Source organism: Flavobacterium sp. SORGH_AS_0622 (assembly GCF_030818825.1).
GTDB lineage: Bacteria > Bacteroidota > Bacteroidia > Flavobacteriales > Flavobacteriaceae > Flavobacterium.
Window position 1 is genome coordinate 1830006 of sequence record NZ_JAUTAX010000001.1, and the last position, 18700, is coordinate 1848705.

Consider the following 18700-nt stretch of genomic DNA (forward strand, 5'->3'; position numbering starts at 1 on the left):
GAGTTATATTTTTTATTATTTATCGAAACAATCAATAATCTTGTAGGCTACACGCAAAGCATCTGTTGCTTGTTCTAGTGTTACAACCGGCGTTGTATCTGTATTAATTGCATGTGCAAAAGATTCTAACTCGTCCAGAATAGCGTTGTTTTGTTCAACATCTGGATTAGTGAAATAGATTTGTTTTTTTACACCTTCTGCATTTTGCAGAATCATATCAAAATCTCCAGGAACTTCTGGGGCATCTTTCATACGGACTACTTCACATTTCTTTTCTAAAAAGTCAACAGAGATATATGCATCTTTTTGGAAAAAACGAGATTTTCGCATATTCTTCATCGAGATTCTGCTGGCTGTTAAGTTGGCAACACAGCCATTTTCAAATTCAATTCTTGCATTGGCAATATCTGGCGTATCGCTGATAACAGAGACTCCGCTTGCATGAATATCTTTTACTTTTGAATTTACCACACTCAAAATGGCATCAATATCGTGAATCATTAAATCCAAAACCACAGGAACGTCTGTACCACGAGGATTAAATTCTGCCAAACGATGCGTTTCTATAAACATCGGGTTTTCGATCATGTTTTTTGTTGCGATAAAAGCAGGATTAAAACGCTCAACATGACCAACTTGACCTTTTACATTGTACTCTTTAGCTAAAGCTATGATTTCTTCAGCTTCTGCTACAGTATTGGCAATTGGTTTTTCTATAAAAATATGTTTTCCTGATTTGATTGCCACTTTTGCACATTTATAGTGCGAAAGCGTTGGAGTCACAATATCGATTACATCGACAGCATGAATAAGTTTTGCAATTGTGCTGAAGTTTTTATAGCCAAATTCTTTAGAGATTCTTTCGGCATTTTCTTGATTTTCGTCGTAAAATCCAACTAATTCGTATTTGTCAGATTGTTGTAATAAGCGTAAATGTATTTTACCAAGATGACCAGCACCTAAAACTCCTACTTTTAACATGAGAATGTATTTTAAACAAAAATATAATTTATTTGTCGAAAGTGAAAATGAATTTAACTAATTGTGAGTTGTGAGTTATGAATTGTAAATTATCGGCTAGGGCTTTTGATTTTCGGCTTTTGACTTTCGATATTATTAATTTAATAATTAAAAATCAATATTTGATTTCCTTTTTAGATTCTTTACTTTTGCGAAAATAAAACCTACCCATTTTGAAAGACACTGCCAAACATCAAGGACTTCGTAATCAATTAGTAAGCACTTTAGAGCAAAAGGGAATTACTGATAGAGCGGTTTTAGAGGCGATAAAAAAAATCCCAAGACACCTTTTTTTGAATTCAAGTTTTGAAGATTATGCTTATCAAGATAAGGCTTTTCCTATTGGAGCGGGTCAAACTATTTCGCAGCCTTACACAGTTGCTTTTCAATCGCAGTTGTTAGAAGTAAAAAAAGATCACAAAATTCTAGAAATTGGAACTGGTTCTGGATACCAAACTGCTGTTTTGTTTAATCTTGGAGCAAAAGTTTATACTGTAGAAAGACAAAAAGAATTGTTTAAACAGACTTCTATTTTGTTTCCAAAACTAAATATTCGTCCTAAACATGTATCTTTTGGTGATGGCTACAAAGGGTTACCAAATTATGCTCCCTTTGACAGTATTATAGTTACAGCTGGTGCACCATTTATCCCGAAACCGTTAATGGCTCAGCTTAAAATAGGAGGAAGGCTTGTGATTCCGCTTGGAGAAGATGTTCAGATTATGACTTTATTAATTAGAAAGAACGAAACGCAATTTGAAAAACATGAGTTTGGAGAATTTAGGTTTGTTCCTTTATTAGAAGATAAAAATTAAAGAGAAAGCCCAGTTTATACTGGGCTTCTTTTATTTTTCGACTAATTGTATAGCCTTTTGTAGATTTTCCTTTTCAATTTTCAAGATATGATTAATAAAGATAGATTTATCGTTCTTAATTTTGCTTTCTTCTATAATAGATAGATATTCATCTATAGTATTTTGATTCTCTTCAACTGAAGCATACACATAATCATGTTGAAGCAAAATCCAATTTAATATCAAATTTGATATTTGGAGATTTCCGTTTTCAAAAGGACTAATTTCAAGTACTTTTAAATGTGCTTCAGATGCAAGAATTATTGGATGAAGGTTATTTTTATGTGATTCATACCAATTAAAAAATAAATTCATTTCTCTTAAAATCAACGAATCATTTTTATATTTTCCTGAATTTTCATTTTCAATTCCTTTAAATATTAGATTATGAATAAAGATCAATTCCTTTTCGTTTATTGATGTTTTCTTTTGACTTAAATCTTTAATATACAATGTTGTTTCTGAAAAATTAATTGCTTCAAGATGATTCTGTATACTTTTTCCAGCAATAGTTGTTCCATCATTTATAACAGATTTAGTTTCTTCTAATGTTAAACTGTTTCCGTTTAAACGAATGCTCTTAAAAATAAAATCTAATTCTAAAGTTTTTGAAATTTTGCGTAATTCAAAATGATTAAAAGATTGAATTTTATTTTTTAATATTTCGATCTCATCTAAGATTGTTCGAATCGAAGATGATATAATAGTGTTAATTTCCTTTTTATTATTGTGAATTTCTTGTTCAGCTAAAAGTAGAGCCTTCAAAGCAAATTCTTCATCACCAATTTCATAAAGTATTTTTTCTTTAAGCCAGGCAATCATTAAAGTTTCATAATCAATTTCTAAAAGCTGCGCTAATTTTGAAATCTGTTCTTTGGTTGGTTTGCGGGTTCCCGACTCAAATTTACTGATTAATGCCTGATCTATTCCTGCAAGCTGTGCCAGTTCACGGGTTTTTAAACCTTTTTGTTCTCTTGCGTTTTTTAAAAGCGATTTCATTATGAAAAATTTAGTCTTGACAAATTTAGTCAATTTTTTGTTTGTAAAAAAAGCGACCTTAAAGTCGCTTTTTTATATCTTTTATTTTGGAGGTAATGAACCGTCTTTTCTCATTTCTTTAACTACAGCCTGCATAATAGCATCAACTGTTTGTCCTAAATCTGTGACATATTGAGATTCTGTAGTTCCTGTCCAGATTAATTTATTTTCTTTTAATGAAAAAATATTGGTCTCTACCATATAGGATGTTGTTTCCTGATAATATCCCGGATCATAGAAGTTTGGAGAATACATTCCGTACCAATTCCCAAAACCATAACCATACATTCCTGCATACATGCCGTCAAAACCTCCATAATACATTCCAGTGTAAGTTCCAGGAACATAGGTTGTTTCCTTTTCTTTACTAACTAATCGCATGGTTATTACTCCATCAAAATTTTCATCTTGAAGGATTTTTAACTTCTGTTCTTTAGTAAGGTCTTTGGTAGATTCATTTAAATATTGGTAAGAAGTTTTGAAAATTTCGTTACCAGCAGCAATTCTGTTTTCCGTAACTCTTCGTGAAGCTTCATCTTTTACCAAAGCGACGACTAAAACCTTCTTGAAGTTTTCTTGAGAAACGGTAATTTTTGGATCTCTCCAGCTGTTTACGATCGAAGTATTACTGCCGCAACTTGATAACACCACTACAGTGAAAAACAAAAATAAATACTTTTTCATATTTTACAGTTAAATTGGTTATAAGTAAAAATAACGATAAAATATTAATAAATAGGAATTTACCTAAATTAAAAAAGCTTTTTAATTAAAAGCTTTTTTAATACGGTCTAAATCACGTTTAGTATCTTGTTCTTTTAACGATTCCCGCTTGTCGTAGTTTTTCTTTCCTTTACAAAGACCAATCTGAAGTTTTGCTAAACCTTTTTCATTTGTGAATAATTTTAGCGGAACGATAGTAAGTCCTTTAGCCTGAACACTTTTGTGAAGTGTTTTTAATTCTTTTTTATTTAAAAGCAATTTTCTTTCGCTTCTAGATTTATGATTGAATTGATTTCCAAATGAATACTCTTCTATGTAAGTATTGATAGCAAAAAGCTCCATACCGCTAAACTCGCAAAAGCTCTCTGTAATGTTTGCTTTTCCTAAACGTATCGATTTGATTTCGGTACCCGCTAAAACAATTCCAGCAGTATACGTGTCGATTATTTCATAATCAAATCGGGCTCTTTTATTTAATATATTGACTGATTTTAACATGTGTGCAAATGTAAGACAAAAATGAAAAACTTTATGAAGAGCTAAGATAATTAAAGTTTTTTTTTAATCTATGATTTTAATCAGCTGCGAAAAAAATGCTTCCTTTTAAGTTTGCTTTATAATTCAAAAACAAAATTAAAATGAAAAAAATTGTAACACTGGTAAGTATTGTATTAATTAGTTTAACAGCTAAAGCTCAAGATTCAGGTCAAGGTTTAAAAGGTACTTGGTTTGCAACGTCTCAATTTGGTTATCAGCAGACGAAATCGGCTGATGCGAAAAACACCACTTTATCTGTACTGCCAATTGTTGGAACATTTGTAACGCCATCCGTTGCTGTTGGTGCAGGAGTTGGATATATTAATATTAAAGCAGATTCTGGTGCAGGAACAACTGCCAAAACAGATTTGTTTGTTGCTCAGCCGTTAGTGAGAAAGTATTGGAATGTTGCTGGTTCTCTTTATTTCTTTGGACAATTGGCAGTGCCAATTATTACAGGTAAAGAGAAAGAAAGTGAATTAAAAGTGAATCAGGTTGGTGTATCGCTATCAGGAGGATTCGATTATTTCGTAACTAAAAATTTCTCTGTCGAGTTTTCTTATGACTTGGCCAACTTTACATCGACAACAATTGATCCAAAAACGGGAGAAAAAACAACAGTTACCAATTTTGGTTTAGCTCATGTTGCAAATGTAGATCCGTTTTACAATACAGCTTTAGGAGGAAGTAATCCTAATTTAACATCTCCAATTTCTGTTGGATTTAAATTCTTGTTCTAATTATTTTTTATTTGATTCATGTAAAATTCTATTTAGTAATTTTGCAAAAAAGAAAGACCGTACTTTTTTATAGTACGGTCTTTTCATATAATTTAAAAAGTATAAAATGCAAAATCAATCCAAAGATCCTTTACACGGAATCACACTTCAAAAAATTGTAGAAACTTTAGTAGATCATTATGGTTTTGATACTTTAGGAGAGTTAATTCCAATTAAGTGTTTTCAATCAAATCCAAGTATTAAATCGAGTCTTACTTTTTTAAGAAAAACAGATTGGGCTCGAAAAAAAGTTGAAGAACTCTACGTAAAATCGCTGCCTAAATTCTCTAATTTATAATTTATACGAAATCATTACGCCGCCACGGTAAGGAAGCCATTCGCCGCTTTTATTCCAATGCACCGCTTTTTCATATCTTCCTGGAGTTCCATCATTGTAGTAACCATGATAAAAACCTTGATGCCAGCCTCCACCAACGAAAAAGTCTAGTAAAAATTTGTCGTTTAATTTTAGGTTGTAACCTACAGTAGCACCAAGCCTATAACCGAACCCATCTTCATAATGATTACTATTCCAGTAATTCCATTTTTGTAATTCATATTTATCAGCTCCTATATGACCACCTACATAAAAGCCATTATATTTTTCTTTAAAATGGTAACGAATTTCTGGAGTTACAGTAATAAATTTCATTGGATTATGACCATTAAATGATTCCCAAAAAGAAGCCATTACATCAGCACTAAAAGTCATTTTTTCGCCAATACTTGTTTCAATTCCAACATTTGGGATTGCAAGCAAAGCAGTTGCTCCATTAAATTTTACAAAAGTCTGACTTTGCAACTGTATACAAAATAAAAGAACAAATAAGGCAGGTATTTTTTTCATAAAAGTGTTTTCAGGTTCAAAACAAGCAATTTTAGCTAATTTCGAGCGCAAATATAACGTATAATGGTAGATAACTATTGTATAAAAAGTTACTTTAACAAGAAGAAAAGTTTATCTTTCTAGTAATGAATAAATTACCTTATCAAGAAATTTTCCTTCATAAAATTCAGCTTCTCTAAGATGGGCTTCCTTTGTAAAACCACATTTTTGGAGTACTTTTTCTGAAGCATAATTTTCTGGATCAATAACAGCTTCAATAGAATGCAGTCTCAAATCTTCAAATCCGAATTTTATAAGTCGAGTAACAGCCTCTGGAACTAAACCTTTTCCTTGAAATTCAGGTAAAATAATATAACCAATTTCAGCACGGTAATTTTCTGGCTGTAATCTGTAAAAACCAATAATTCCGAGAAGTTTAGAATTATCCTTCAATCGAATAGCCCAATTTATTCCAGTGTTATTTTCAATTTTTTCCTTGATCATTTTAATATGTTCCATCGCATCTTCATAATCCTTTACCAAAGGTCTTGGAATATATTTCATGGTTTCAGGATTAGAGCGTAGTTCAAAAACTTCTTTTACGTCTCCATCATTGACTTCATCCAAAATTAAACGCTCGGTTTCTACGACTGGGAACGGACTAAAATTAAAATCTAACATTTTGTTGTGTTATAATATTGTGATACTAAATTTTGCAGCGAAGCTTTTATTTTCTTCTAAAGTCAAAATTCCTTCTTTTTCATATAAATCTCCTGAGTTTTCGTCAGTATCGGAATATCCAAGCCATGGTTCAATGCAAATAAAAGGTGCATTTTCTTTGGTCCAAATTCCTAAACTTGGGAAATCATTATAAGCTACTTTTACATAAGGTTTTGAATCTTTAAGAATAATCAAAGATTTTGATTCTAATGTTTTAAAGATCAAAGCATCATTTTTAAATAATTCATAATTCAAAGGCACAATATTATGCGTAGTTTCTAGAATTTTGGTTTGAGATGAAATCAAATCATTTTCAAGAATATAATATTTTAGTGCTTCTTCTTTTTCGAATTCAAGAGCGTAATCATCGAAATTTCCAGGAAGTGCAATTGCAGGATGTGCACCAATAGAAAAAGGCATAGTGGTATCTCCTTTATTAATAACCTTGTATTCTAAAGTTAGTGAACTTTCGTTAAGCGTATAAATAAGTTGTAGTTCAAATTCGAAAGGATATTTTGTCAATGTTTCTGTAGAAGACTGCAGTGAGAAAACTACTCTGTTTTCGCTATTATCGATTAATTCGAATTCCATATCACGAGCAAAACCATGACGGGGTAAATGATATTCCCTATCGTTAATTTTATAAGAATTGTTTTTTAAAGTACCAACAATTGGAAAAAGAACAGGGGAGTGCTTGCCCCAGAAATCTGGATTGCCCTCCCAGATATACTCATTGTTTTGGTTGTCTTTTATAGAAAATAGCTCAGCTCCAGAATGTTTGATAGAAGCGCTTAATATTGAATTTGATATAGTTGTAGTCAAAATAATAAGGATAAAATGAATGTGTTTATATACTGATGTAAATATATTTTATAAAATTTAGTTTTCTAAGAAAAAGGCTTAAATTATTTTATTGATAAAATTTTGCTAAAATTGAATTTATGTTTTAAATTTTCTCTGTGAATAGCTTTTTTTTTCATTAATTTGCTACATAAACAGCTAAAAAATATGAAAAAGCAATCTGCAAAAGCCATTTTAACCGCGGCTTTATTTTTTGGGATTTCATCTGTTTGGGCGCAGCAAACTCCGTCAGCGACAACAGCAAATCCAGTCAATAATTACAATTATCATGATGCCTTTGGTCCACATTTTTATACAAAAAATGGAACTACAACTCGTGCTGCGAGCGGTCAGCCTGGGCAGGAATATTGGCAGAATAGAGCCGATTATCAGATTACGGCAAAATTAAACGGAACTACAAATGAGATTGTAGGTACAGACGAAATCACATACACAAATAATAGTCCAGATAAATTGTCATTTGTATGGTTGAATTTAGATCAAAACTTATTTAAGGAGGATTCTAGAGGAAACGCTGTTGTGCCATTAACAGGAAGCCGTAACGGAGCTCAAGGGCAAGTTTTTGACGGTGGAAACAAAATTAAATCAGTAAAAGTAATTTCTGTTGGAAAAAAGAAAACAGAAGTTGATGCAAAATATATTGTAACAGATACAAGAATGCAGATTTTTCTTCCAGAAGAATTGGCTGCAAAAGGAGCATCTGTAAAAATTAAAATCGAATTCTCTTTTATCGCGCCTTTCGAAGGGTCTGATAGAATGGGGGTTTTAGAAACTAAAAACGGAAAAATTTTTACAATCGCACAATGGTACCCGCGTATGTGTGTGTATGATGATGTAAGAGGGTGGAATACTGCACCTTATTTAGGCGCTTCTGAGTTTTACTTAGAATATGGCGATTTTGATGTGAAATTGACTGTTCCAGGAAATCATTATGTAGTAGCTTCTGGAGAGTTGTTAAATGGTCAAGAAGTATTTTCTGGTGATCAATTCAAAAAATACAAAGAAGCATCTGACAGCGATAAAACAGTTACAATTCGTTCTGCAGAAGATGTGGCAGCGACAGCAAATACAAACGCTGGAACAGAAAAAACTTGGCATTATAAAATAAAAAATGCACGTGATTTTTCTTGGGCATCGTCTCCAGCTTTCATTTTAGATGGAGCAAAAATAAATTTACCTAGCGGTAAAAAATCTTTGGCATTATCAGCTTATCCTGTAGAAAGTGCTGGTCAAGGTGCTTATGGACGTTCTACAGAATATGTAAAAGCATCGATTGAGCATTATTCTAAACAATGGTTTGAATATCCTTATCCAGCTGCGACAAACGTTGCAGGAAATGAAGGAGGAATGGAATATCCTGGAATTGTTTTCTGTGGATGGAAATCTAAAGGGCAAGATTTATGGGGAGTTACAGACCACGAATTTGGTCATATCTGGTTCCCAATGATTGTTGGTTCAAATGAGAGATTATTCGGCTGGATGGATGAAGGATTTAATACATTTATTAACTCATTAAGTACAGAAGCGTTTAATAATGGAGAATACAAAGAGCCTGCAACAGATTTACATGAATCAGCAGAATCTTTTACTCGTCCTGATCTAGAAACAATTATGAGTTCTCCTGATAATATGAAGGAAGCAAATATTGGTATGTTGTGTTACTTCAAGCCAAGTGCAGGTCTTATTCTTTTAAGAGAACAAGTTTTAGGAAAAGAGCGTTTTGATATTGCTTTTAGAACTTATATCGAACGTTGGGCTTATAAACATCCACAGCCAGATGACTTTTTCAGATCTATGGAAAATGTTGCTGGTGAAGATTTAAGCTGGTTCTGGAGAAGCTGGTTTGTAAATAACTGGCGTTTTGACCAAGGAATCAATTCAGTTAAATATGTAAAAAATGATCCGTCAAAAGGAGCTGTAATTACAGTTGAAAACTTTGATAAAATGCCAATGCCGATCGTTTTAGATGTTAAAGGAAAAAGCGGTAAAGTGACAAGGGTTAATCTTCCTGTAGAAATCTGGCAGAAAAATAAATCTTGGTCTTTCAAACATAATTCTACTGAAGAAATTGAAAGTATAACATTAGATCCAAATCATGCTTTTCCCGATAATAATGAATCAAACAACGTTTGGACAGCGGGAAAAGGTAAATTAGAGAAAGATATTATTCTAGACGGATATTTAGGAAATTATAGTACTTCTAAATCACCTCTAACAATTGAATTGACAGAGAAAAACAGTGTGCTAAATGCAGAGCTTCCAAATTATCCAAAATTTGCTTTAGATCCTGTTGCAAACGAAAAAGATACATTTGAGTCGCAAAGAGCTGGATTAAAATTTAAATTTAATGAAGCCAAAACTGGTTTCGATATGATACTTTTAGGAAACGGTCAAGTAATTCCGTTTACGAAAAAGTAAAATTGTAAAAATATAAAATATTTAAAACCCGATAATTAGCAATAATTATCGGGTTTTGCTTTTGTGTTTATTCACAAAACGTAAAAAAAATGTTAGTTTTTTATTTTTTTGTCTTGTAAATAAAAAAATAATGTACTTTTGCACCGATGAATAAAATAAGTTTACATATAACTTCTTTGTCACGGACAAACTCACCGATTACTTCTCCCGAAGTACGGATACTATCTCTATAGTATTCACTGAGTTTTATAGCCGTATATTTATTCATATCCATTTTTCATTTTGAAATCACATAATTTGTCCATTGGACAAACATATCCTAAAAGTATTTATTATTTTGTAAATTTTCTGAATCAACTTTTTGATTTTGAATATGTTACTTCTATTTTGATTAATTTTATTGGATTCAGTTCTGGATTTCAAAACAAACAATATTCTTTAATTTTTAACTCTAACTTCAATTATTGAAATGAAGATCTCTATTGTTGTTACCCAGGAAGAACACTTCAAATTCGCACAAGAAATCTGCGATACGATAGAATCATCTGCCTTATTAAGAGGTACGGGGATTGCTAAAAGAACTCCTGAGTACATTCAGAAAAAAATGTCGAATGGTGATGCAATGATTGCTCTGGCAGATGGGAAATTTGCAGGTTTTTGTTATATCGAAAGCTGGCAGCACGGAAAATTCGTGGCACATTCGGGATTAATTGTACATCCTGACTATAGAAGTTTAGGTTTGGCAAAAAAAATTAAGTCGAAAGTGTTTGACTATTCTTTACAGAGATTTCCAGATGCAAAAATATTTGGTATTACCACTGGCCTTGCTGTAATGAAAATTAATTCTGAATTAGGTTACAAACCTGTTCCTTTCTCTGAATTAACAACCGATCCAAGCTTTTGGGCAGGATGTAAAACCTGTACTAACTTTGCAATTTTACAAAGCAAAGAAAATAAAATGTGCCTTTGTACAGGAATGTTATACGATCCGAAGGAAAAACAAAAAACACCGCCAAGACATCCTTTTAATGAGGCTGTTTTAAGCAGACTTAAAAAAATTAAGCAGGCTTTATTTTTAAACAAATTATTGTCGTTTGTTTTTTTATTCAAAATTTAATTAAAAAGAAATCTCAAACTGCTAAATACGAAAGTATTAGCCAAAATTATAAAAAATGAAAAAAGTAGTATTAGCTTATAGCGGAGGATTAGATACCTCGTATTGTTTGAAATATTTAAAAAATGAAAAAGGATACGAAGTTCATACTGTACTTGTAGATACAGGAGGATTCGATGCAGAAGAGTTATCAGCCATTGAAAAAAGAGCCTACGAATTAGGAAGTGCCCAGCACGCAAATCTTACAATCGTTGACAAATATTATGATAAAGCTATAAAATATTTGATTTTCGGAAATGTATTAAAAAACAATACTTATCCCTTATCTGTAAGCGCAGAACGTGTTTTTCAAGCAATTGAAGCTATAAAATATGCTAAGAAAGTTGGCGCAAATGCAATCGCACACGGAAGTACTGGTGCAGGAAACGACCAAATTCGTTTTGATTTGATTTTCCAAACTATTGCCCCAGAAATTGAAATTATTACGCCAATTAGAGACTTAAAACTTTCAAGACAAGAAGAAGTAGATTATCTAGCTCAAAACGGAGTTCATTATTCTTGGGAAAAAGCGCAATATTCTATCAATAAAGGACTTTGGGGAACAAGTGTTGGAGGAAAAGAAACTTTAACTTCAATCCAACCGTTGCCAAGTGAAGCTTATCCTTCTCAATTGCAAAAAGAAGGTGAAGAAAAAGTAACGCTTCATTTTGAGCAGGGAGAATTAGTTGGACTTAACGGAAAAACAGATAAACCTTCAAACAATATTGTAGCCCTTGAAAAACTGGCAAATGCTTATGCGATTGGAAGGGATATTCACGTTGGTGACACTATTATAGGAATTAAAGGAAGAGTTGGTTTTGAAGCTGCTGCACCATTAATTATCATTAAAGCGCACCATTTATTAGAGAAACATACTCTTGGAAAATGGCAGCAATATTGGAAAGAACAATTAGGAAACTGGTACGGAATGTTATTTCACGAAGGTCAGTTCTTAGATCCAGTAATGCGTAATATCGAAACATTTTTGCAAGACACGCAAAAAACAGTAAACGGGACTGTAACGGTTTCACTAAAACCATATCATTTCTCACTTGACGGAATTGAATCTAAAAACGATTTGATGAACACAGGTTTTGGCCAGTATGGAGAAATGAACAACGCATGGACATCTGAAGATGCAAAAGGATTTATCAAAATTCTTGGAAATGCACAAAACATATTTTCATCTGTAAATCAATTAGATCATGATTAATGTCGGAATAATTGGTGGTTCAGGCTATACAGCTGGAGAACTCATCAGAATATTAATGTATCATCCCAAAGTAAACATAGATTTTGTTTACAGCACGACAAATGCGGGAAAACCACTTTCTGTGGCGCACCATGATTTGATGGGTGATATTGAAATGAGTTTTACTGATATAATCAATCCTGACGTAAATGTGGTATTTTTATGTTTAGGACACGGAAAATCAATTTCATTTTTGCAGGAAAATAAATTCGCAAGCCATACAAAAATTATCGATTTAGGAAATGATTTCAGATTGAATAAAGATGCTCATTTCGAAGGAAAAGATTTTATTTACGGTTTGCCAGAATTGAACAAAGCTGAAATTAAAAAAGCAAATTATATTGCAAATCCAGGTTGTTTCGCGACAGCTATTCAGTTGGCTTTATTGCCTTTAGCGAAACATAACGGACTGAATAATGATGTTCATATTAATGCTACAACTGGAAGTACAGGTGCGGGCGTAAGTCTTTCTGAAACTTCACATTTTAGCTGGAGAAACAATAATATGTCGCATTACAAAGCTTTTGAACACCAGCATTTGGGAGAAATCGGAGAAAGTTTGGTGCAGTTACAAGAAGATTTCGAAAGCGAATTACTTTTTATTCCGAACAGAGGAGATTTTCCAAGAGGGATTTTTGCAACACTATACACACTTTCAGATGATAGTTTGGAACAATTGGTTGCGAAATACGAAGATTTCTATAGAAATGAACCTTTCGTAACCGTAACCACAACAAACATCAACATGAAACAAGTGGTGCAGACGAATAAATGTATTATTAGTTTATTGAAAAAAGGAAACCGGGTTCTCATAACATCAATTATCGATAACTTAACCAAAGGTGCTTCAGGACAAGCAATTCAAAACATGAATTTAATGTTCGGATTAGAAGAAACCACAGGTTTACATTTGAAACCAAGCGGATTTTAATAATAGTTTCAGGTTTAAAGTTTCAAGTTACACGTTCTGCGAGCAACTTGAAACCTGAAACAAAATAAACAAAACAAAAATGAACTTATTCAACGTTTACCCATTATACGACATAACTCCAGTAAAAGCAGTAGATTGTACAATTATTGATGACAAAGGAGTAGAATACTTAGATTTATACAGCGGACATGGTGTGATTTCTATCGGACACACACAGCCGGATTATGTAGCAAAATTGAAGAATCAATTAGACCATTTAGGATTTTATTCAAATGCAATTCAAAATCCTTTGCAGGTAGAATTGGCTCAGAAATTAGGAAAACTTTCTGGTTTAGAAAATTACGAATTGTTTTTATGCAGTTCTGGTGCTGAAGCCAATGAAAATGCTTTGAAATTAGCCTCTTTTCATAACGGAAAATCAAGAGTTGTAGCTTTTGATAATTCTTTCCACGGAAGAACTTCTGCAGCCGTTGCAGTTACAGATAACAAAAAAATCGTTGCACCATTAAATGCACAGCAGGAAGTAACTTTTTTACCGCTAAACCAAATCGAATTAGTTGAAGCTGAATTGGCTAAAGGAGATGTAACTGCTGTAATTATCGAAGGAATTCAAGGAGTTGGAGGTTTAGACCAAGGAACAACCGAATTTTTTCAGGCTTTAGAAAAAGCATGTAAAAAACATGATGTGGTCTTAATTTTAGATGAAGTACAATCAGGATACGGAAGAAGCGGGAAATTCTTCGCTTTCCAACATCACGGAATCAACGCTGATATTATTTCAGTTGCAAAAGGAATGGGGAATGGTTTTCCTGTTGGAGCTATTTTGATTTCTCCAAAATTTGACGCAAGTTTCGGATTATTAGGAACTACTTTCGGCGGAAGCCATTTATCTTGTGCAGCAGGAATCGCAGTTTTGGATGTAATTGAGAAACTTGATTTACAGAAGAATGTAAATGAAGTTTATGAATATTTCTTAGAAAAAATCAAAGAAGTTGACGGCATCAAACAAGTAAAAGGAAAAGGACTAATGCTTGGAGTAGAATTCGATTTTGATGTTGCAGCTTTGAGAAAAAAGCTAATCATCGAAAAACATATTTTTACAGGAAGTGCCAACAATAAAAACCTGTTAAGAATTTTACCGCCTTTAACTGTGAAAAAAGCTGATATTGATACGTTTGTAAAAGCTTTAAAAGAAAGTTTAGAAGAATTAAAAAACTAATTCTCGTTACGTTAAACCTGACGGGTTTTTAAAACCTGTCAGGTTTCGAAAGACAAAGTATAGTATCCTAACAGATTTTTAAAACCTGTTAGGTATCAATAAAGTTTCGATAAAAAGAAACAGCCAAAAAACAACCAACCACTAGAAATTATGAATCCATTATCAATTGAAAAACGCAATCTGGTTTTGCGTTCCATGGCAAAGCTGGTCGAGCAGGAGCGGAGTCAGATTATCTTGACCAATCAGGAAGATCTTGCTGATTACGACGGCTCAGATTTAGCGATGGAAGAACGCTTAAAAGTAGATGATAAAAAAGTCGACGAGATGATTTTATCGTTAAACCAATTGGCTTCTCAGGAAGATCCCGTTGGAGTGGAGCGTTTTCATTTTACTCATGATAATGGAATTAAAGTCATTAATAAAACGGCTGCTTTCGGAACGATTTTAATTATTTACGAATCACGTCCAGACGTTACAATCGAAGCCGGTGGAATTGCTTTTAAATCCGGAAATAAGATTTTATTAAAAGGAGGAAAAGAATCTTTAAAATCAAATTTGAAGATTGTGAGTCTTTGGCATCAAGCTTTGGAGGAAAATGGTGTTTCGAAAGAATGGGTGGAATATCTGAATTATAATCGTGCAGAAACTCAGGCTTTCTTAGAAAAACCAACTCAAAAAGTCGATTTAATTGTGCCGAGAGGAGGAGAAAAATTAATTGAGTTTGTAAAAGCACACGCCACTTGTCCGGTAATTGTTAGCGGACGCGGTAATAATTTTGTTTACGTTCATGAACATGCAGATACTGATTTGGCTTTAAAGGTAATTTTAAATGCTAAAACAGCTAAAATTTCAGCTTGTAATGCGGTTGATAAAGTTTTAATAGATTCTAAGCTTCCTAATTTTGAAGGTTTTACAGCCATTTTAATAGAAACATTAAAGGAAAATAATGTTGAAGTTATCGTCGACAAATCTTTAGAGAATTTTGAAGATACAGAGACACTTCAAAACGAAGATATTTGGTACGAAGAGTTTTTGGATTATAAAATTGTAATCGGAACAATTGATTCTGAGGAACATGCAATCGAAAAGATCAATAAATATTGTGGCGGACATTCGGCAGTAATAATTACCAGAGATGACCAAGCAGCGAAAGAATTTATGGATGCAGTTGATGTTGCTGCTGTTTATCAAAATGCTTCAAGCCGTTTTACAGACGGAGGACAATTTGGTTTAGGTGGAGAATTAGCCATAAGCACTGATAAACTTCACCAAAGAGGACCAATTGGTTTACAGCATCTTGTAACAAACAAATGGTACGTTTACGGAGAAGGACAAATTAGATAATTATTAGACTTTCTTAGATTGTTAGACTTCTTAGAATTTTAGATTTTAGATTGATGACTAACGATTTTGGAATTTGGATTTTCAAATTTGGAATTTAAGTATAGATAAAGCTTTGCGAACTTTGTGTTTACAAGCGTTTGCAACATTAAAAAAACCTTGCGCCCTTTGCGGTTAAAAATAATTAGATGAGCAAAAAAAGGATTTTATTAAAAATAGGAAGTAATACTTTAACCAAAGAAACCAATCATATTTCGCGGGGAAAGATTGAAGACCTCGGAATTCAGATTGCGGCTCTAAACGAAGAATACGAATTTATTATAGTAAGTTCTGGAGCAATTGCAGCGGCCAAGCAATTTGTAAAGCTGGATAATCAAGATAAAGATGTTTTTGTAAAGCAGGCATTAGCCTCTATTGGACAACCTCATTTAATGCGGATTTACAATGAAAATTTTAAAGATTTAGGATTAAATACCTCACAGTGTTTACTTTCTTATTCTGATTTCGAAAAAGAACAGACCAAAAAGAATATTGTAAATACAATTAATGTATTAGTTAAAAACAATTACATTCCGATTATCAATGAAAACGATACTGTTGCCACAGATGAGATTCGGTTTGGTGATAATGATAAATTAGCAGCTTTAACGGCGGTGCTGCTAAATGTAGATATTCTAATAATTGCCACTAATACGAACGGAATTTATACGAAAGATTCAATTCACGATGAAATTCCGGAAACGATAAAATTGGTAAATGATTTAAAGACTCTAGAAAAAGAAATCGGAGAATCGAAATCATCACACGGAACGGGAGGAATGCAGTCAAAAATCGAAGCAGCCGGAATCGCAAAAGCAGCAAATATCGAAACCTGGATCGTAAATGGATTAAATGATAATTTTATTTTAAAGGCATTAAAAGACGAAATTCCGTTTACTAAAATAATCTAATGAGTCAATTAGAAAATTAGTTAATTATATAATGAGCAATTATCCAATTTTCTAATTATCACATTATCTAAATTAAAAAAAACAAATGAACTATATCTCAATAAAAGACATAAACTCATTATCAAAATGGGTAAAACAAGCGATAAAAATCAAAAAGAATCCGCTTAAAAATCAAAGTTTAGGAAAGAATAAAACCTTAGGAATGTTATTCTTCAATCCGAGTTTAAGAACGCGTTTGAGTACACAAAAAGCGGCTTTAAATTTAGGAATGAACGTAATGGTAATGAATTTTACCAACGAAGGATGGACATTAGAATTCGAAGACGGAGCAGTAATGAATTCTGGTGCTTCAGAACACATTAAAGAAGCGGCAGAAGTAGTTTCTCAATACTGTGATATTATCGCAATCCGTGCCTTTGCAGGTTTGGTAGATAAAGAAAAAGATTACCAAGAAACAGTAATTTCAGGATTCTTGAAATATGCCACAGTGCCAATTGTAAACATGGAAAGTGCTGTTCGTCACCCGCTGCAATCTTTGGCAGACGCCATTACAATGGAAGAATTCAAAACGAAACACAAACCAAAAGTAGTGCTTTCATGGGCTCCACATCCAAAAGCCTTACCTCAAGCCGTTGCTAATTCATTTGTAGAAATGATGCAAATGCAAAAAGATATGGATTTTGTAATCACACATCCAGAAGGTTACGAGCTAAGCCCGGAAATTACAAAAGACTGCAAAATAGAATACGATCAAAACAAAGCTTTCGAAAATGCCGATTTTGTTTACGTAAAAAACTGGAGTAATTTCAATGATTACGGAAAAGTAATCAACAGCGATCCGAACTGGACGGTAACAGCTGAGAAAATGGCTTTAACCAACAACGGAAAATTCATGCACTGTCTTCCTGTTCGTCGTAATGTAATTGTAAGCGACGAAGTTTTAGACGGAGAAAATTCAATTGTAATAGAACAAGCGAATAATAGAACGTATTCGGCACAATTAGTTTTACAGAAGATTCTTAAAAAAATATAATTTTTTTAAAGTTGCTAAGATTCTAAGCTACTAAGATGCTAAGAAACTTTGCGCAAAAAAACTTAGTATCTTAGAATCTCAGAACCTTAGAATCTTATGAATGTATCAGTAATAAAAATAGGTGGAAACATCATCGATAACCCAGCAGAATTAGAACAATTCTTAACCGATTTTTCTAAAATCGAAGGCTACAAAGTATTAGTTCACGGCGGTGGAAAATCGGCTACGAAAATGGCACAGAGTATTGGTTTGGTTCCGCAAATGATTGACGGACGCCGAATTACAGATGCTCCAATGCTGGATGTTGTGGTAATGATTTATGCCGGACAAATCAACAAACACATTGTGGCACAATTGCAAGCCAAAGACAATAATACAATTGGTTTTTCAGGAGCTGATGGAAATTTAATTCAATCGGTAAAAAGAAATCATCCAACAATCGATTACGGATTTGTAGGCGATGTAAAACAAGTCAACACCAAATTATTGGCAACTTTGTTAGAAGCTGGAGTTGTTCCTGTTTTCTGCGCGATTACACACGATAAAAACGGACAATTACTAAACACAAATGCAGATACTATTGCAAGCGAATTATCAATTGCATTATCTGAAGTTTTTGATGTTACACTGACATATTGTTTTGAAAAACAAGGCGTTTTGCAGGATTCAGAAGACGATTCCTCTGTAATAACAGAAATCAACGAGACATTATATAATAAACTAAAAGAAGAAAAAGTAATTCATTCTGGAATGATTCCGAAATTGGATAACTGTTTCAATAGTTTGTCAAGAGGTGTGCAGAAAATCAAAATTGGACATCACAGAATGCTTCAAAACTCAAATATTCTGCATACAACGATTACATTATAAAAAATGTTGCCACAATTTGACTCTGATTTTTTTAGTTAAAAGAGAAAATAATTTTAGACTTACATGAAAAAGTTTATTTTGATTTTAAATCTGTCACAAAAAGATAATTTATGAAAACTCGTGCAAGTAGTGGCAAAAAAACGGAGTTGCGCAGTGCTTTTAGGATTTAATTTTA

General features: G+C 32.9%; 20 protein-coding genes. 12 read left to right on the plus strand and 8 right to left on the minus strand.

Translation table 11 applies throughout. The features are described from left to right. Nucleotides 1-15 precede the first annotated feature (15 nt). A complete protein-coding gene (locus tag QE431_RS07910; protein WP_307294760.1) occupies nt 16-981 on the minus strand; it encodes a Gfo/Idh/MocA family protein in 966 nt (321 codons plus the stop codon). Nucleotides 982-1193: 212 nt separating this feature from the next. Between QE431_RS07910 and QE431_RS07915 the strand changes: the two genes are divergently transcribed. Next, nucleotides 1194-1835: a protein-L-isoaspartate(D-aspartate) O-methyltransferase gene (locus QE431_RS07915; RefSeq protein ID WP_057118435.1), complete on the plus strand. Its 642-nt coding sequence runs from the start codon at nt 1194-1196 to the stop codon at nt 1833-1835. 30 nt (nt 1836-1865) lie between these two features. On the opposite strand, the gene QE431_RS07920 is transcribed toward QE431_RS07915, so the two are convergent. The 3 genes from QE431_RS07920 to smpB form a co-directional block, all read right to left on the minus strand. After that, the gene (locus QE431_RS07920) at nt 1866-2873 is read right to left on the minus strand and encodes a helix-turn-helix domain-containing protein (protein ID WP_307294764.1); all 1008 of its coding nucleotides are present in this window, start codon (nt 2871-2873) and stop codon (nt 1866-1868) included. A gap of 81 nt (nt 2874-2954) precedes the next feature. Further along, complete coding sequence (locus QE431_RS07925) at nt 2955-3596, minus strand: lipoprotein (protein WP_134141768.1); 642 nt, start codon at nt 3594-3596, stop codon at nt 2955-2957. A gap of 81 nt (nt 3597-3677) precedes the next feature. Further along, nucleotides 3678-4133, minus strand: a complete 456-nt coding sequence (gene smpB / locus QE431_RS07930; RefSeq protein WP_057119835.1) for an SsrA-binding protein SmpB — start codon at nt 4131-4133, stop codon at nt 3678-3680. A 140-nt stretch (nt 4134-4273) separates the two neighbouring features. On the opposite strand from smpB, the gene QE431_RS07935 reads away from it, so the two are divergent. After that, nucleotides 4274-4912: a hypothetical protein gene (locus tag QE431_RS07935; RefSeq protein WP_307294769.1), complete on the plus strand. Its 639-nt coding sequence runs from the start codon at nt 4274-4276 to the stop codon at nt 4910-4912. Between the two features lie 106 nt (nt 4913-5018). Further along, a complete protein-coding gene (locus QE431_RS07940) occupies nt 5019-5249 on the plus strand; it encodes a VF530 family DNA-binding protein (RefSeq protein ID WP_057118431.1) in 231 nt (76 codons plus the stop codon). Here QE431_RS07940 and QE431_RS07945 read toward each other — a convergent pair. From QE431_RS07945 to QE431_RS07955, 3 genes are all read right to left on the minus strand, one after another. Next, a complete protein-coding gene (locus QE431_RS07945; protein ID WP_307294772.1) occupies nt 5244-5798 on the minus strand; it encodes a DUF3575 domain-containing protein in 555 nt (184 codons plus the stop codon). The two genes, QE431_RS07940 and QE431_RS07945, sit on opposite strands and share 6 nt — an antisense overlap. Nucleotides 5799-5909: 111 nt before the next feature. Then, on the minus strand, nt 5910-6458 hold the full coding sequence (locus tag QE431_RS07950) for a GNAT family N-acetyltransferase (protein ID WP_307294775.1): 549 nt from the start codon (nt 6456-6458) through the stop codon (nt 5910-5912). 9 nt (nt 6459-6467) lie between these two features. Next, nucleotides 6468-7319: an aldose 1-epimerase family protein gene (locus tag QE431_RS07955; RefSeq protein ID WP_307294778.1), complete on the minus strand. Its 852-nt coding sequence runs from the start codon at nt 7317-7319 to the stop codon at nt 6468-6470. Nucleotides 7320-7505: 186 nt separating this feature from the next. Between QE431_RS07955 and QE431_RS07960 the strand changes: the two genes are divergently transcribed. Then, a complete protein-coding gene (locus QE431_RS07960; protein WP_307294781.1) occupies nt 7506-9776 on the plus strand; it encodes a M1 family metallopeptidase in 2271 nt (756 codons plus the stop codon). A gap of 100 nt (nt 9777-9876) precedes the next feature. Here QE431_RS07960 and QE431_RS07965 read toward each other — a convergent pair whose 3' ends face one another. Further along, nucleotides 9877-10044, minus strand: coding sequence for a hypothetical protein (locus QE431_RS07965; protein WP_157848518.1), 168 nt, complete (start codon nt 10042-10044; stop codon nt 9877-9879). 201 nt (nt 10045-10245) lie between these two features. On the opposite strand from QE431_RS07965, the gene QE431_RS07970 reads away from it, so the two are divergent. The 8 genes from QE431_RS07970 to argB all read left to right on the plus strand — a co-directional run bounded on the left by QE431_RS07970 (nt 10246) and on the right by argB (nt 18525). Beyond that, nucleotides 10246-10893 carry a GNAT family N-acetyltransferase gene (locus QE431_RS07970; RefSeq protein WP_307294786.1) on the plus strand — a complete coding sequence of 216 codons (648 nt, stop codon included), beginning with the start codon at nt 10246-10248 and terminating at the stop codon, nt 10891-10893. A gap of 55 nt (nt 10894-10948) precedes the next feature. Next, the gene (locus QE431_RS07975; RefSeq protein ID WP_307294789.1) at nt 10949-12142 is read left to right on the plus strand and encodes an argininosuccinate synthase; all 1194 of its coding nucleotides are present in this window, start codon (nt 10949-10951) and stop codon (nt 12140-12142) included. Beyond that, nucleotides 12135-13112, plus strand: a complete 978-nt coding sequence (argC, locus tag QE431_RS07980; protein ID WP_134141759.1) for an N-acetyl-gamma-glutamyl-phosphate reductase — start codon at nt 12135-12137, stop codon at nt 13110-13112. Before QE431_RS07975 ends, argC begins: the two co-directional genes overlap by 8 nt. A gap of 79 nt (nt 13113-13191) precedes the next feature. Beyond that, entirely contained in the window at nt 13192-14331 is a 1140-nt protein-coding gene (locus tag QE431_RS07985) for an aspartate aminotransferase family protein (RefSeq protein WP_307294795.1), read from the plus strand. Between the two features lie 150 nt (nt 14332-14481). Continuing rightward, entirely contained in the window at nt 14482-15675 is a 1194-nt protein-coding gene (locus QE431_RS07990) for a glutamate-5-semialdehyde dehydrogenase (protein WP_307294796.1), read from the plus strand. A gap of 185 nt (nt 15676-15860) precedes the next feature. Further along, nucleotides 15861-16622: a glutamate 5-kinase gene (gene proB / locus QE431_RS07995; protein ID WP_307294798.1), complete on the plus strand. Its 762-nt coding sequence runs from the start codon at nt 15861-15863 to the stop codon at nt 16620-16622. 85 nt (nt 16623-16707) lie between these two features. After that, nucleotides 16708-17655 carry an N-acetylornithine carbamoyltransferase gene (locus tag QE431_RS08000; RefSeq protein WP_307294801.1) on the plus strand — a complete coding sequence of 316 codons (948 nt, stop codon included), beginning with the start codon at nt 16708-16710 and terminating at the stop codon, nt 17653-17655. 96 nt (nt 17656-17751) lie between these two features. Further along, entirely contained in the window at nt 17752-18525 is a 774-nt protein-coding gene (gene argB / locus QE431_RS08005; protein WP_307294803.1) for an acetylglutamate kinase, read from the plus strand. Nucleotides 18526-18700 lie beyond the last annotated feature (175 nt).

What these genes read in the sequence shown, in the direction of transcription:
- QE431_RS07910 (WP_307294760.1), bottom strand. Translation starts at nt 981, where the DNA reads ATGTTAAAAGTAGGAGTTTTAGGTGCTGGTCATCTTGGTAAAATACAT.
- QE431_RS07950 (WP_307294775.1), bottom strand. Translation starts at nt 6,458, where the DNA reads ATGTTAGATTTTAATTTTAGTCCGTTCCCAGTCGTAGAAACCGAGCGT.
- QE431_RS07920 (WP_307294764.1), bottom strand. Translation starts at nt 2,873, where the DNA reads ATGAAATCGCTTTTAAAAAACGCAAGAGAACAAAAAGGTTTAAAAACC.
- QE431_RS07940 (WP_057118431.1), top strand. Translation starts at nt 5,019, where the DNA reads ATGCAAAATCAATCCAAAGATCCTTTACACGGAATCACACTTCAAAAA.
- QE431_RS08000 (WP_307294801.1), top strand. Translation starts at nt 16,708, where the DNA reads ATGAACTATATCTCAATAAAAGACATAAACTCATTATCAAAATGGGTA.
- smpB (WP_057119835.1), bottom strand. Translation starts at nt 4,133, where the DNA reads ATGTTAAAATCAGTCAATATATTAAATAAAAGAGCCCGATTTGATTAT.
- QE431_RS07990 (WP_307294796.1), top strand. Translation starts at nt 14,482, where the DNA reads ATGAATCCATTATCAATTGAAAAACGCAATCTGGTTTTGCGTTCCATG.
- argB (WP_307294803.1), top strand. Translation starts at nt 17,752, where the DNA reads ATGAATGTATCAGTAATAAAAATAGGTGGAAACATCATCGATAACCCA.
- QE431_RS07945 (WP_307294772.1), bottom strand. Translation starts at nt 5,798, where the DNA reads ATGAAAAAAATACCTGCCTTATTTGTTCTTTTATTTTGTATACAGTTG.
- QE431_RS07970 (WP_307294786.1), top strand. Translation starts at nt 10,246, where the DNA reads ATGAAGATCTCTATTGTTGTTACCCAGGAAGAACACTTCAAATTCGCA.
- QE431_RS07965 (WP_157848518.1), bottom strand. Translation starts at nt 10,044, where the DNA reads ATGAATAAATATACGGCTATAAAACTCAGTGAATACTATAGAGATAGT.
- proB (WP_307294798.1), top strand. Translation starts at nt 15,861, where the DNA reads ATGAGCAAAAAAAGGATTTTATTAAAAATAGGAAGTAATACTTTAACC.
- QE431_RS07975 (WP_307294789.1), top strand. Translation starts at nt 10,949, where the DNA reads ATGAAAAAAGTAGTATTAGCTTATAGCGGAGGATTAGATACCTCGTAT.
- QE431_RS07925 (WP_134141768.1), bottom strand. Translation starts at nt 3,596, where the DNA reads ATGAAAAAGTATTTATTTTTGTTTTTCACTGTAGTGGTGTTATCAAGT.
- QE431_RS07985 (WP_307294795.1), top strand. Translation starts at nt 13,192, where the DNA reads ATGAACTTATTCAACGTTTACCCATTATACGACATAACTCCAGTAAAA.
- QE431_RS07935 (WP_307294769.1), top strand. Translation starts at nt 4,274, where the DNA reads ATGAAAAAAATTGTAACACTGGTAAGTATTGTATTAATTAGTTTAACA.
- QE431_RS07960 (WP_307294781.1), top strand. Translation starts at nt 7,506, where the DNA reads ATGAAAAAGCAATCTGCAAAAGCCATTTTAACCGCGGCTTTATTTTTT.
- argC (WP_134141759.1), top strand. Translation starts at nt 12,135, where the DNA reads ATGATTAATGTCGGAATAATTGGTGGTTCAGGCTATACAGCTGGAGAA.